The following is a 12,547-nucleotide window of genomic DNA, read 5'->3' on the forward strand; positions in this document are numbered from 1 at the left end:
CTGTTGATGGTTGTAATAATATTCCGTGTGGAATAGTTTGTCAATATTCCGAGTGGAATAATTTAAAATAAATTTATTCCCGGTGTAATGGTTTAAACGGGGGAGCGGTTTTTATCACTGGACGGGGCGGGGAGAAGTTACGAGGCCCAAAAGGCCTCATAGGGTGGGGTGCTCTTAAGACTTAACGTTATCTTTTACTGCTTCTATAAGTGGCTTAACAGTCGATTTGACTATGTTTTTTTGAGGATCGCTCATAACTGAAAGCTCTGTCGTTATATCATCCGAGTCATAGTCGCAGTCGCCATGAAGCAGGCATGCGGGGCCGACACCCAAAACAAGACAAAAAGCTTTGCTTTCTTGCTGAGGGATATGTGGACAATCGCGACTTTCGATGTATTTCACTCGCTGCTCAGTTAGCTGCGGGAATCCTTTATTTGCTGCTTCTCTCGCGAACGCTGCACGGGACTTAAAACCGTGTGTTTCTCTCAGCTTTCTTAGTCGCGGCCCAAGAAACATTCGTTCATCGTTCGTTAAATCTACCATTCAAATTCCTCCTTTCCCTAGAATTATAGAAACTATCAATGGCCATTTGTAATAATCGTTTTTTTTAAAATCTGGGCAGATATAACAGTATTTTTTTGAGAAAGATTTAAGCGACAAAATCGATATTTTTTAGTTATAAAAATAAATTTAATATACTTAAATACATATGGGTGGGATAAATTTTATCTGAAAACACACCCAAAATGGTCAGACTTTTACTAATCGGATCATACCATTATAGAACTGATGCTTTTTGCGCCATTCTGAGCTTTGTGCAGCCAATAATTTTTCTATAACATGTCTTCAAAACATAAACAGAACTTTTTATATATTCGAATGTTCTTAATTATTGGAAGCAGTTTCAAAGGATTTTTATGTCGATTACATACGTTGCAATTTTCTCACCCAATCCCCCAACTGAAGAAGAGGAGCGAAAGATAAATACAGCTATTGCCGGCGCGACGTCTCAATATATGGCAGTTGTTGATTTTAAGTGTGACAAAGATGCTGAGCCGACAGAGGAGCAGTGGGAATATAATATTAGCGGCACTACGGTTCTTAGCGGGTGATAGTCATGGATTACGGATTGAGTTACAGATTCACATGGGCGCGAGAGCTGACGGGATTAACAAGACTGGCATTGCATAAGAAAAGCGGGGTTAGTCTCAATAATATATTAGCTTTAGAAAAAGGCGGGAAAATAGACTTTGCTCCCATGATTTTTCTCTCTAAATACTTGGATGTTTCGCCGGATTGGTTAATCAATGGGCGAGGGAATCCCGCCGAAAGTTATTACGATCGCTATTTTAGAAACGAGTTTATGTTATTTCTAGAAATGGTTTCTTACGATGATGTTATGGACGTGTTTAACTTCATGAAAAAGTTTAAGCCCCAGCGGGAGGATCGTCCTGGTTTTTGTTGGCCTGCTCTGCCTTCCACTTAATAAACTGTAGTATTTCTTTTTGTGCTTCTGGACTCACCATTTCAAAGTCTCGAAGCATTTCTTCTTTAACTGCCTCAAGCCCTCCATCAATTGATGATATAGGGTTTTCACCTCTAACCTGCGCAGTTGTCACATCAAACACATTCGCCAACCCTTCAATGACATAGTGTTCAGGGCTAGTGGTATAACCAGACAATATCTTTGATATAGCCCCCTGAGTAACCCCCGCCGCTTTCGCTAACTGACTCTGATTAACCTTATTGTTCTTATAGTAGGGCAGCCCTGCGCTTTCACATAGCAGAGTGAGAGTTTCGGCAAGACTTCGTTTTATAAATGCTTTTCTATTCATTTGGGAATAATAAACTAATAGTTTATTTCACGGGGAATACTTTAATATTGACAAAGTATTCCGGGTGGAATATATTAAGGCTGATCATTATTAATCAGGAGATCAGCATTGGACACATCAGTAAAAGACGCAATCGCAGAACTTCGCGAAGAGGGTTTAAATCAGCCTCAAATTGCGAAGCTGTCTGGCGTCTCTCAAGGCGCAATATCTAAAGCTTCTCGTGGGCGAAATGTACTCATGACAACCGCGAGTAAAATTTTTCAACTTCGCGACAGCTTGAAAGAAAAAGCTCAAGAAGAACAAACACAAATTTAACAATTAGCAGTCTCCAAAAAAATTAAAAAAGAAATCAGGAGTAATTAAGTGGCATACGATAATCCCGAGGACATCAGAGACAACGTTGTAAAAGTTCGTCTCAATGATCACGATTTAAAATTGCTAGGAGCATTAGCAAGAAATTCGCGCACACAGAAAGCAACTCTCGCATTTGAAATTATTCGTCGAGAGCTTCAATTGTTAGCAGAATCTAGCAATAAAAACGACTTAAAAACCGCGTAACCGACTCATCAGGGGGTAATTTTATGAGCGGAATCATAGAGCTAAATAAAAAAGATTTACAGGGCCTCGAAAAGTCCTATCCGGGATTTAAAAAGGAGGACGCGGGAAAAATATTAAGGCAAGCGTTGGCGAAGATGCGCAATAGCGAAGTGAAGAGAAGACCGTTAAATAGCAAGAAAAAAGACTAGCAGAGATATTTATGTCATTAATTATAGCCCCTTTAGAGGCGGTAACAGACGATAGATTAACAGGTACAGAGCGACTTGTTCTTCTTGCTTTGTACTCGTTTAGAGGTAAAGACACAAATACAGTTTATCCGTCTCTAGATGCTTTGTCAGAGCGCTCAAGGATAAATGACAAAACTCGCATATCAAAAATAACAAAATCATTAAGCAAAAAAGGGTGGCTGAGTAAGCAAAGGAGAGGGTTTTCAAACCGTATTATTTATGACTTAACAGTACCCGAATTGGAAGATATCAGTAGGGACGAAAATACCAACTTGGCAAAAACTACCAACTTGGCAGAAAATGACAATACCAAATTGGACAAAACTACCAATACCAAATTGGACAAAACTACCATCTCCAATAAACAAACCACTGAACAAACCATAGAACATAATACTCTTGTCGAAACTGAAGATTCGACGGATGATGATATCAGTTCTGACGAACTTAAAAAAAATAAAACCCCTCCCTGCCCACACATGAAGATTATCGACGCATATCACAGGATATTACCTGAGTGTCAAAGCGTAGTTCCAAATTTGTGGACTGGATCGCCAAGAGCTAAAGCGTTGGCTGCCCGATGGGCTGAGAGTCCAGATCATCAGTCCTTGGAATTCTGGGAATCGTACTTTAGCGAGGTGAGGGATCTAAATAACGGGTTTTACATTGGTAACAATGATCGCGGCTGGAGGGCCAATCTTGAATGGTTGGTTACTGCAAAAAAATTCATTTCGATGATTGAAAAAATTATTGATAAGGCGAATCGAGCTAATGGATATTAAATTGCCAGATTTATTTTCCTATGACGCCGAGCAATCGGTACTTGGATCGCTACTGAAAGATCAGTCGCTTAGGTTTGATTTGCCTAGCGACTTGTCAGCGTCAGACTTTTCAAGCGAGAACGGCAGGATATTTTCAGTGATTGATGATTTAGTTGGCCAAAGCAAGGCTGTTGACGTAATAACCGTTGCAGAGTTAATGCCAGAAAAGTTCGAGTATCTAACTGACCTAGCTTTAAATTCGTGTAGATCAAGTAATATTTTTGCTTACGGCGAAATAGTGAAAGCTCGATCACGTGACAGAGCGTTTAAAAATACTGCTCTCAAGGTCATGGACTTAGCTGATCAGAAAAAACCAGTTGACGAAAAAATACAAGAGGCAAGCTCACTGCTAACAAGCGTTGAAAGATCTCGGGACGAAGACGGCGAACATGTAAACACAGTATTGAAAAATGTCGTCGACACGATTGACAGTAGGTTTAGAGGGATGGCTCCTAAAGGCTTAATGACCGGTTTTGTCGATCTAGATAAAAAAATTGGCGGATTGCAACCGGGTGATTTTTTTGTTGTAGGTGCTCGTCCCAGCATGGGCAAAACAGTATTCGGCATGAACGTTGTGCGCAATGCGATATTAAACGATCTCAACTGTTTGGTATTTAGCGTCGAAATGACAAAAGAAAAGCTCATGCAGAGAATGATTGCTGATGTTGGCAATATTCCTTACGAAAAAATAAAGACAGCGCAGTTTAATGAAGATGACTGGGCGAGCTTGGAGCTGGCAGTAAGGAAAATTAAAGATGCAAATTTATTCTTGTCTGATATTTCCGGCTTGCCAATCTCTAGAGCTGAAGCTATCGCAAAAAAACATAATCGTGAAAAAAGTATAGATTTAATCATGGTGGATTATCTTCAGCTAATGACATCAAGCAAAGATAATTCAACGGAATCAATAACAGTGATATCTCAGGGTTTAAAGCGTATCGCAAAAGACACTAACAGCGTGTTAATAGCATTGGCTCAATTAAATAGATCTCTTGAAAGCAGACCGAATAAAAGACCTCTTCTTTCAGACTTAAGGCAGTCAGGAAGCATTGAGCAAGACGCGGATATAATTACATTTCTCTATCGAGATGATTATTACAACGAAGATTCGCTACATAAGGGCATAGCAGAATTTATAACGGCGAAGCAAAGAGACGGTGAAACAGGAACTACATACGCGGTTCATCAGTTCAATTATAGCCGGTTTGCTAATTTAGCTCCCGACTACGCAATCCCTGAAAATACACCCACGGAAAAAAAATACAAAGGTAAAAGTTTTGCCGAGACATACGGGAAAGGTAAAAAGAAATGATCGAGCAATTGGAGCAATTGGAAAAATTAAGAGCTGATTTATTCGAGATATTTAAAAAAGAATGGGTTAAGCCGGGACATGGTTTATCAAGAGTTTATTCAAAGGCACATGATGCCATTGATAAATACATATCGGAAACCAGAGGCCGTGAAAATGCAAACAGTAGTTCGAAGAAGTAATTCTATACCTTTGAACAAGCTAGTGCGTGCATACGAGCTGTATATGACCACTGACATGGATTTAAAACAGATTTCTAGAGCGCTTTTATTAAAGTACACAACGCTAAGGTCGGCAATTAAGAGAGCTGAACTAAAAGGCCTTGTTGGTGAATATATTCCTCAGACTAGTACAAAAGTGGTTTTAAATTGCATCCAGACATACGGCGCAATGACAGCAAGAGAAGTTGCTGATCATACCGGGTTAAGCGCAAAGGTTTGCAGTGAACAACTTAGACGCGCTGTTAATTGCGGAGCGGCAAAAGCTAAAAAGAAGCGTTCATATAGTATTTATTATCCGCTGAGCGAGAGAGAGGCATCATGAATCAATTAGATTTCTTTGTGCAGATGTTTAGATTCGAGTGTGACAAAGCAAAGATTAAAGAATCGGTAAGAATTAAGTTTGAGTCCGTGGCTTTGGATAAATACAGAAAAAAATCAATTCAGAGGTAAGCCGCTTGATCTAGTTAAGAAAACGGTTGAGCAAGCAAAAAAGGAGAATAAGTATGCAGCCTGAATACATGACGCCGCGAGAACTGTGCAAAATAGATAGCAGTGATGAATTAGTAAAGGCTTTGCAGCAGGCCCTTGAAGATGCTCTGGACGATTTAGAGCCGCCACTTGATGAGCATGGTTTTATATACGATGAATGATTTAAAAAGCCTTGGCTTACCGTGGTCTATAGCGGCATTAATTTTAGTTTTGTTTTTGATTTATTTGAGAGGGTAGAGAGATGAGTTTAGCTAGTTTGTTGTTTATTAATTGGGCGGGGAATCTTGTAGACATTTTAAGGTTCGGCATGGTTGTAGTTATTTGCATTGGTCTCTTTGGACTGATGTTCTTCTGCTTTGCATATTTAGATGGCGATAGAGTAGCGGAAGGATTTGAGAAGAATAAGAAGCTAATTAAGTCTTATGCGTACATATTTGCTGTGACATTAACGCTACATACTGTTTCTTTGGATAAAAAGCAGATATATGAAGTATTTGTTATTCACCAGATAACAAACATAAAGAATGCAGATAAGCTACCTGAAAATCTAGTCAATGCAGCCAATAAGTTTTTAGAAGAATATTCGCAGGAAGAATCTAAGGACTAGCCATGATTGACATTAACGACGCAGAAAAAGCGCTTGATTATTTAAAGAGTACGGATAAAGAAGCGGCGAGACTACGGGCACTATCTGGAGCTTTAGACGATATGCGTAAAACAATGATTGCCTTGCTTTATAACGAGGAGACAGAAGGTTCAGCAGCTGACAGGCTTAAGAAAGCGGAAGGAAGTGAGCACTATAAAAACCATATCGAGAGCTTAAGAAACGCCAATGAAGAATGGTATTTAATACAGAATCAAAGGAAAAGTGCAGAGCTACAGATTGAAATGTGGCGATCTATTAACAGCAACCAACGTAAAGGGAATATTTAATTATGTCAATTAGAAAGGTAAGAAATTATAGTGATTCAAGCGGTGTATTTCATCGTGAGTGCTGGATCATTTCAGAGCAAGGGAATGACATTATGGTTGAGCATGATTCTAGAGAAGCGTTCGATACTTACATAAAGGCGTGTGAGTTATGAGCGGATGTCAAAACCTCAGCACTCTAGTAATCATTATGATTGTACTCATCATTTTATTTATAGCGAGTAACTCGGAACAATGACAGATATAAGTGAGTGGGGGATATTCGCAGTATTTATATTATTGTTTATTGGCACAACAGGACTGTTCGTGTTCTTTGATCGTAAGTTTGGCCACTTGTTTTTGCCACCAAAGCTTACAAAAAAGGAAAAAGAAAAAGTCGAAAAACAAATGTGCAAAGAATCAGATTCTAATACAAGTTATACGTCTGTAAACAATTATGATACTGGTGGTTCTGGCTGTGACGGAGGTTCATGTTGATATGAATATTAGAGTGATGGTGCAAGTGGACGGGACTTATTGGAGCGGTGGCTCATCAATAGAGTTAGCTGAACCTCTTGAAAGGTTGCAGGAGCCTATAAGAACAACGGATATCCCAGAGATGGCATGGATAAACGGGGAGGATTTAGCGGGGTCTGTTGAAGTAAGGCGGCGAATCAGGTTAAGAGAAGAGGCAGCTACGGAAATCGCTGAAGCTTTAACAGATATTCTCATTAAAGAAATGTCAAAGCGTGATACGCATAACGGGTATTTAAAAGATGAATAAAAAATTTAGAGCATGGGACATTAAAGACAAAATAATGCGTTACTCAGTAGGGATAGATTTTGATGGGTATGCATTTATCGAGGGGCCTTGTACGGCAGTTTCCACCGATGAAGTTATAGATGGCTCCATCATGCAGTTTACGGGCGTTAAAGATAAGGATGGGAAGGAAATATATGAAGGGGACATTGTGGAGCATGTTAGATATTTTGATGGTACTTGCGATCATTATGGAGACACAGTGGTAGAACCCAGGACTTATAAGAGGGTAGGCCACATAACTATAACCCCTAGCAGCGGAGTAACACTTAACGGATATATTGAATCTAGGACTGAAGATATTGAATTAGTCGAAATAAAAAAATATAACAGCAACCCAGGTGTTTGGGATAAATGCTGTAGAGTCTTGGGAAATATCTATGAGAGTCCTGAATTAAAAAAACTTTACCAGAAGGCAATCCCAGGACTTGTGTTTATCAATAAAGGGCATGATTACGGCGAGCATGAATACAGCTGAGGTTAACTTGATAATTTTTATTGCTCTATTTTACATAATAGCCATGAAACTTACAGGGCTTATCGATTGGTCATGGTGGCTCATACTTTCTCCGTGTTGGGTATGGCCATTACTATCATTTATTGCTTGGGATCTTATTCCAGGTATTACGCAAAAAATATCAAAATCTTATAGGTGAAAAATATGTTTTTATCTTTACTAGCAGTACTTTTTATAGGTCTAAAGTTAACAGGTTTTATAGGCTGGTCGTGGCTTTGGGTTCTTTCTCCGGCGTGGGGCTGGTTTATTCTATTTTTCGCTGCTGTACTTTACAAAGAATGGAATCTACAGAAGAAGAGATCACGATGAATCGTAGATGCTCAGTATGTAAGGCTCCCGCCAAATTCCCCGTAGGCCCTTTAAAAGCCGCATGCTCAGATCAATGCATGAGGGTTATTGTCAATGAAGCGAAAGAGAGAGGTAATAAAAAAAGAGCTGCCGAAAAGAAGAAGGCGGATAAGGCATTCAGAGCGAAAACAAGGGAGATGAAAAGCAAGCTTGATGGTGATGACACTAAGTTATGGAGAAAGAAGGCTCAAACAGAGTTTAATAAATACATTCGCACCAGAGACAAAGGGCAGCCATGCATATCATGCGGTAGAAGCACTGGCTGTAAGATGAATGCAGGGCACTATCTCAGCGTGGGCGCTCATCCAGAGCTGAGGTTTAATGATTTGAATTGTCATATTCAATGCGAGCACTGCAACTCCTATCTATCAGGCAACATAGTCAGGTATCGGCCCAATCTGATCCAAAAAATCGGGCAGGATAGAGTCGAGTGGTTAGAAGGTGCGCATCCACAGGCTCGATATAAATTACACGACCTCAAACGTATTCACGCTCACTATAAGCTCGCAACCAAGCTACTAGAGAGCGATATTAAATTCATAAATTATTTTACGTTACATAAGAAAATTTATGATTTTGCTATCGAGGACAAGAAGCTACTTATTGATATTGGGGATAACGAAGTCTCAGTGCCTGACGGCTGGGGGTATTATCAGTGCACTGAAAAAATGGCGGCGTACAACAAAACGGTAGAAACGATTAAGATTTTATTGGCGAGTGAAAGAGGTAGTTATGAGTAGTTATTTATTACATGAAGACGCAAAGACAATACTAGAGGATTGGTCGCGCTGGGTTAATTCTGGGAATGAAATTAATTCGCTAGCATACCCCAGTATTCAGCCGCTATTTTCAATAACTCATAGGAGTAAATCTTATGTTGTAAGTGAGCCTATTTGCTTGCTGGTAGATAAAGTCTTAGCCGGCGTGATAAAGCAAAATGAACATCTTGGTGTATCAACTGCACTGTATTACCTCGGTGGTTTTAACTACAGCTCACTCAGCCGACATTTAGAACAGAATGGATATAACTACAACAGGCGACAAGTAGAGCAGTTTGTCATTAGTGGTACAAATGCTGTTTACGCTTCGATTTGTGGTGAAGAATTATGCGCTTGACATTAAGTGACGAGTGGGGCTATTCTGAAAGGGCCTTAGCAAAATCTAAGGCCGGAACTTATCACCTCCGTATAATCACAGGGCGCATAGGCGCTCACACGAAGCGCTTTTTTTGTGCCTGCACTTCTATGGCAGGCAGTTATGGAGCCGCTTCGGCGGGCCGTATCTCTGTGAACGGTGGTGATAACTCTGTAACTGCTCTGCCTCCCAAGATTATCACCCTTGTTGGTAGAGCCTCATATCTCACAGAGGATTTCACCATGTCAAAAGACACTCAAGTTACGCCTGCGTCAAACGTCACCTATTTGCCTGCTGCTAAATCAGCTCGCAAGAGATCACTTCTAGATAAATTTGCCGACAACTTCAATAGCCTGAATCTACAAGATCAAGCCGATGTCGCTTATCAGATCTACCTCTACTACCAAGAAAATGCTAACCGAATAAACAAGACGAACATCAAATATTTGCCACTACATGGAGGCGTTAACTATGAGTAAATTTGTATCAATTTTAAACGGAGAACCAGTAACCACCTCCTTGGCAATAGCTGAGGGTGTAGAGCTTTCTCACAAGTCTGTTATCCAACTAATCCGCCAGAACATCAGTGATCTAGAGGATTTTGGAATGGTCGCATTTGAAATGCGGCCAAAACCAAAAGGCCAAAGGGGTGGAAGTGACACAGAATACGCTGTTTTAAACGAGCAGCATTCAACACTACTTATCACATATATGCGCAATAACGATATTGTAAAAGCATTTAAGAAGAGGTTAGTTAAGGAGTTTTTTGAGGCTAAGAAACAATCCAAGGAGCTAAGCCGAAAAGAGCTTGCCTTAATGGTAATTAAGCAGGAAGAAGAAAAAGAGAATCTGGAGCAACAAAAACAGTTACTTGAATATCGGATTATAGAAGACGCGCCAAAGGTCGAAGCCTTCGATAGAATATGCGCAAGCGAGGGCAGTATGTGCATAACTGATACAGCCAAGGAGCTACAAATGCAGCCGAAGAAGCTTTTCATGTGGCTGGATGAAAATGGATGGATTTATAAAAGAACGGGTACTAAGCATTGGGTCGCGTATCAAGATAAGATCCACTCCGGCTATCTTTGGCATAAAACAACGACGGTAAAAGGCAGGGATGGCGAAGACAAGTTTGTTGATCAGGTTCGAGTTAGACCAAAAGGACTAACTGCCTTAGCTAATAAACTTAACCAAGACTCAATCTAGAGGGCTACTGAATCATGACAGAGGAAGAAAGGAAAAAAGTAAACGAGCTTATGATGTCTCCTACTTTCGGAACCGTTCTAGGTTTTGCAAGCAAGCTCGAAATTGATCCAAAGAACGCCGAGACTGTAAAAAGCCTATTATCTGCATCGACTCTCATGTTAGTTAAGGCAATGGACAAAAATAAAATTCATTTTGATGACGAGAAAGACGAAGCTATGTTTTATGGACAGTTAAGCGTTTGCATGGCGTTTGTTATGGGAACAACTGAGTTTGAGTTTTCAAGTATTCAATAAAATAAAGACTTATAACTAATATGTATAAAAACACATACTGTATTTAAAAACATATTCTTGAAGTTGGTTACAAGTTTTAGTACATTATATGCATAAGTTACCGATTCGTGTCGATAGCTTAGAGTAATTGGAAATTTTAGTTTAATAGATGCTTAACCCGCCTTTGTGCGGGTTTTTTTATGCCTGAATTTAAGGTTTGTATGTATCCCTTCGGCCCTCTAGTAGGGCCTTTTTTATTTCTGGAGTTAGAAAATATGCCTCATAACATGAATTTTGGTGATGCACTTCAAGCAATAAAGGATGGTCGTGAGGTGGCTCGTGCTGGGTGGAACGGGAAAAACCAGTTTGTGTTCATGATCAAGGCATCCGATTATCAAAAGACGCTAGGGTTTGATCTTAAAGTGTGCGACGGTCTCGCGATTAAAACATCTAAAAACGAAATTCAAGTTGGCTGGCTTGCATCACAACAAGACATGCTAGCTGATGATTGGAAGATAATCGAGTAAATAATTATGTTTAAACACTTTGTCGAGAGGTCAGTAGATACACCTCTTGGCGCTATTGTTGTGCCTCTTGGAACAATAACAATGTCGATTGCTCAGATATTTGCGTTACTGAATGAAGTTATTGGCTTTATTGGCGTGGTCGGTGGCTTGATCATTTGTTACTACACAATTAAGCATAAGAGGGAGCAATGGTTAACTGCTCGTGAAGAGAGATTAAAGTCAAAAAGGATAGAAAATGAGTCGTAAAATTAAGTTAACTACAACTGCATGTTTAGTAATTGCATTTTTACTTTACTTCCTGTCATCGCTTAATGCAGAAGCGCAGGAAAAGCCATTTGCTCAGCCATACATTGAGCTGGGCACAACTGTAATTCACTCAGAGAATAGCGTAGGCGGCGCAGGATTAAAGTTTAATGACCGCTGGGATGTACATATAGGTTTAATGGGAGAGGGAGAGACAAGGCAGCACGGTTATCAAGAGCAGAAGTTCTTTTATTCTTTCTCTCGCGTTGTGAATCCGGGTTGGCGGTTTTTAGGCGGGGAGATTAAAACAAGGATTGGCGTTGCATATACTCCAGACTTTCAATTGGTTGGCGAAAGAAATTACAGGTTAGGCTTAATTTTTCACTATGAAATATTTGACATAGAATACTTTCACTATTCAAGCGCTGGGATTAATGATGTTAATCGTGGCGTTGATGGTTTTCTAGTAAGGGCGTGGCTCCACTAATGGCTTGTGTAAACGGTATTGTTTCTCTCGTAAATAACAGGGGGATAATGAGTGGTTATGATCCGCTTGGTGTATCGAATGTTATTCGTTTTCCTGGCGCTGATGGCGACCCTATACCAGCCCCTCTGACTGTATTAGCAGGCGGGGCAGAGCAAAGAAATAATTTAATTTATGCTGTTGGTGCTGCTCCGAGCGATACCAATGGTCATATCATTGCAGCAGAGACAAATAACACTGATGGTATTGTATCAGCAACTTACAATGCTCGTGGTGGCTCCGGTGATGAGTCGGGTGTAGCATTTAGAATTGTAGATCATAGAAATTTTTATGATTTAGTTATTCTAAGCGGCGGCTCTTTGCAAATGATCGCTGTTATTGATGGAGGGTTTGATCATGGCGGAACATTTCAAATCCTCGCTACTCACACAATCCCTAGTTACAGCAATACGCAAGATTATGAGATTGGTGTGCGAATGGAAGGTGACAATCTAACAATAATTTTAGATGGCGCTGACATCACTACAGTAACAAACGACACATTCAATACAGCAACAATGCACGGCCTTAAATTCGGTGGGACAAATACCGGATTTGATAATTTGTTTTTACCCTTCGCAGCTTAAC

27 protein-coding genes are annotated in these 12,547 nt (G+C 40.0%); 25 read left to right on the plus strand and 2 right to left on the minus strand.

What is annotated here, in order from left to right; genetic code table 11:
* Positions 1-174 precede the first annotated feature (174 nt).
* Positions 175-543, minus strand: coding sequence for a helix-turn-helix domain-containing protein (locus BVC89_RS12880; protein WP_086931572.1), 369 nt, complete (start codon positions 541-543; stop codon positions 175-177).
* Between the two features lie 374 nt (positions 544-917).
* Between BVC89_RS12880 and BVC89_RS12885 the strand changes: the two genes are divergently transcribed.
* Positions 918-1,112, plus strand: a complete 195-nt coding sequence (locus BVC89_RS12885) for a hypothetical protein (RefSeq protein ID WP_086931573.1) — start codon at positions 918-920, stop codon at positions 1,110-1,112.
* A gap of 5 nt (positions 1,113-1,117) precedes the next feature.
* Positions 1,118-1,486, plus strand: a complete 369-nt coding sequence (locus BVC89_RS29715) for a helix-turn-helix domain-containing protein (protein WP_158657908.1) — start codon at positions 1,118-1,120, stop codon at positions 1,484-1,486.
* Here the strand turns inward: BVC89_RS29715 and BVC89_RS12890 are convergent.
* A complete protein-coding gene (locus BVC89_RS12890; protein ID WP_086931574.1) occupies positions 1,428-1,835 on the minus strand; it encodes a helix-turn-helix domain-containing protein in 408 nt (135 codons plus the stop codon). The genes BVC89_RS29715 and BVC89_RS12890 overlap by 59 nt on opposite strands.
* Positions 1,836-1,943: 108 nt before the next feature.
* Here BVC89_RS12890 and BVC89_RS12895 point away from each other — a divergent pair, with 108 nt between their 5' ends.
* The 23 genes from BVC89_RS12895 (at position 1,944) to BVC89_RS12995 (ending at position 12,546) form a co-directional block, all read left to right on the plus strand.
* Complete coding sequence (locus BVC89_RS12895; protein WP_086931575.1) at positions 1,944-2,150, plus strand: helix-turn-helix domain-containing protein; 207 nt, start codon at positions 1,944-1,946, stop codon at positions 2,148-2,150.
* A gap of 48 nt (positions 2,151-2,198) precedes the next feature.
* On the plus strand, positions 2,199-2,393 hold the full coding sequence (locus tag BVC89_RS12900; RefSeq protein ID WP_086931576.1) for a hypothetical protein: 195 nt from the start codon (positions 2,199-2,201) through the stop codon (positions 2,391-2,393).
* A gap of 23 nt (positions 2,394-2,416) precedes the next feature.
* Complete coding sequence (locus BVC89_RS29720; RefSeq protein WP_158657909.1) at positions 2,417-2,581, plus strand: hypothetical protein; 165 nt, start codon at positions 2,417-2,419, stop codon at positions 2,579-2,581.
* 11 nt (positions 2,582-2,592) lie between these two features.
* On the plus strand, positions 2,593-3,402 hold the full coding sequence (locus tag BVC89_RS12905; RefSeq protein WP_086931577.1) for a helix-turn-helix domain-containing protein: 810 nt from the start codon (positions 2,593-2,595) through the stop codon (positions 3,400-3,402).
* The gene (locus tag BVC89_RS12910; protein WP_086931578.1) at positions 3,392-4,753 is read left to right on the plus strand and encodes a replicative DNA helicase; all 1,362 of its coding nucleotides are present in this window, start codon (positions 3,392-3,394) and stop codon (positions 4,751-4,753) included. Before BVC89_RS12905 ends, BVC89_RS12910 begins: the two co-directional genes overlap by 11 nt.
* Positions 4,750-4,932 carry a hypothetical protein gene (locus tag BVC89_RS12915; RefSeq protein ID WP_086931579.1) on the plus strand — a complete coding sequence of 61 codons (183 nt, stop codon included), beginning with the start codon at positions 4,750-4,752 and terminating at the stop codon, positions 4,930-4,932. The genes BVC89_RS12910 and BVC89_RS12915 overlap by 4 nt, the downstream gene beginning before the upstream one ends.
* Complete coding sequence (locus BVC89_RS12920; protein ID WP_158657910.1) at positions 4,907-5,293, plus strand: winged helix-turn-helix domain-containing protein; 387 nt, start codon at positions 4,907-4,909, stop codon at positions 5,291-5,293. Before BVC89_RS12915 ends, BVC89_RS12920 begins: the two co-directional genes overlap by 26 nt.
* A gap of 181 nt (positions 5,294-5,474) precedes the next feature.
* The gene (locus BVC89_RS29725; protein WP_158657911.1) at positions 5,475-5,621 is read left to right on the plus strand and encodes a hypothetical protein; all 147 of its coding nucleotides are present in this window, start codon (positions 5,475-5,477) and stop codon (positions 5,619-5,621) included.
* An 80-nt stretch (positions 5,622-5,701) separates the two neighbouring features.
* Positions 5,702-6,067 (plus strand): hypothetical protein, encoded by a 366-nt coding sequence (locus BVC89_RS12925; protein WP_086931581.1) that lies wholly within the window; start codon positions 5,702-5,704, stop codon positions 6,065-6,067.
* 2 nt (positions 6,068-6,069) lie between these two features.
* Positions 6,070-6,393 (plus strand): hypothetical protein, encoded by a 324-nt coding sequence (locus tag BVC89_RS12930; protein WP_086931582.1) that lies wholly within the window; start codon positions 6,070-6,072, stop codon positions 6,391-6,393.
* Positions 6,394-6,395: 2 nt separating this feature from the next.
* Positions 6,396-6,545: a hypothetical protein gene (locus tag BVC89_RS29730; RefSeq protein WP_158657912.1), complete on the plus strand. Its 150-nt coding sequence runs from the start codon at positions 6,396-6,398 to the stop codon at positions 6,543-6,545.
* A gap of 79 nt (positions 6,546-6,624) precedes the next feature.
* Complete coding sequence (locus tag BVC89_RS12935) at positions 6,625-6,867, plus strand: hypothetical protein (RefSeq protein WP_086931583.1); 243 nt, start codon at positions 6,625-6,627, stop codon at positions 6,865-6,867.
* 1 nt (position 6,868) lies between these two features.
* On the plus strand, positions 6,869-7,153 hold the full coding sequence (locus BVC89_RS12940; protein WP_086931584.1) for a hypothetical protein: 285 nt from the start codon (positions 6,869-6,871) through the stop codon (positions 7,151-7,153).
* Positions 7,146-7,667: a YopX family protein gene (locus BVC89_RS12945; RefSeq protein ID WP_086931585.1), complete on the plus strand. Its 522-nt coding sequence runs from the start codon at positions 7,146-7,148 to the stop codon at positions 7,665-7,667. The genes BVC89_RS12940 and BVC89_RS12945 overlap by 8 nt, the downstream gene beginning before the upstream one ends.
* Positions 7,668-8,011: 344 nt before the next feature.
* The gene (locus BVC89_RS12955; RefSeq protein ID WP_086931587.1) at positions 8,012-8,794 is read left to right on the plus strand and encodes a recombination protein NinG; all 783 of its coding nucleotides are present in this window, start codon (positions 8,012-8,014) and stop codon (positions 8,792-8,794) included.
* Positions 8,787-9,170: a hypothetical protein gene (locus tag BVC89_RS12960; protein WP_086931588.1), complete on the plus strand. Its 384-nt coding sequence runs from the start codon at positions 8,787-8,789 to the stop codon at positions 9,168-9,170. The genes BVC89_RS12955 and BVC89_RS12960 overlap by 8 nt, the downstream gene beginning before the upstream one ends.
* Entirely contained in the window at positions 9,161-9,667 is a 507-nt protein-coding gene (locus BVC89_RS12965) for a hypothetical protein (protein WP_086931589.1), read from the plus strand. The genes BVC89_RS12960 and BVC89_RS12965 overlap by 10 nt, the downstream gene beginning before the upstream one ends.
* A complete protein-coding gene (locus BVC89_RS29735; protein WP_158657913.1) occupies positions 9,660-10,394 on the plus strand; it encodes a phage antirepressor KilAC domain-containing protein in 735 nt (244 codons plus the stop codon). The genes BVC89_RS12965 and BVC89_RS29735 overlap by 8 nt, the downstream gene beginning before the upstream one ends.
* A 14-nt stretch (positions 10,395-10,408) precedes the next feature.
* Positions 10,409-10,687: a hypothetical protein gene (locus tag BVC89_RS12975; protein WP_086931590.1), complete on the plus strand. Its 279-nt coding sequence runs from the start codon at positions 10,409-10,411 to the stop codon at positions 10,685-10,687.
* A 179-nt stretch (positions 10,688-10,866) separates the two neighbouring features.
* On the plus strand, positions 10,867-11,193 hold the full coding sequence (locus tag BVC89_RS12980) for a DUF2829 domain-containing protein (RefSeq protein ID WP_216825134.1): 327 nt from the start codon (positions 10,867-10,869) through the stop codon (positions 11,191-11,193).
* Positions 11,194-11,199: 6 nt separating this feature from the next.
* Positions 11,200-11,439 (plus strand): hypothetical protein, encoded by a 240-nt coding sequence (locus tag BVC89_RS12985; RefSeq protein ID WP_086931591.1) that lies wholly within the window; start codon positions 11,200-11,202, stop codon positions 11,437-11,439.
* The gene (locus BVC89_RS12990) at positions 11,429-11,923 is read left to right on the plus strand and encodes a hypothetical protein (RefSeq protein WP_086931592.1); all 495 of its coding nucleotides are present in this window, start codon (positions 11,429-11,431) and stop codon (positions 11,921-11,923) included. Before BVC89_RS12985 ends, BVC89_RS12990 begins: the two co-directional genes overlap by 11 nt.
* A gap of 47 nt (positions 11,924-11,970) precedes the next feature.
* Positions 11,971-12,546 carry a hypothetical protein gene (locus BVC89_RS12995; RefSeq protein WP_086931593.1) on the plus strand — a complete coding sequence of 192 codons (576 nt, stop codon included), beginning with the start codon at positions 11,971-11,973 and terminating at the stop codon, positions 12,544-12,546.
* The last annotated feature ends 1 nt before the right edge of the window (position 12,547 follow it).

Origin of the sequence: Agarilytica rhodophyticola (genome assembly GCF_002157225.2) — a bacterium.
Classification (GTDB): domain Bacteria; phylum Pseudomonadota; class Gammaproteobacteria; order Pseudomonadales; family Cellvibrionaceae; genus Agarilytica; species Agarilytica rhodophyticola.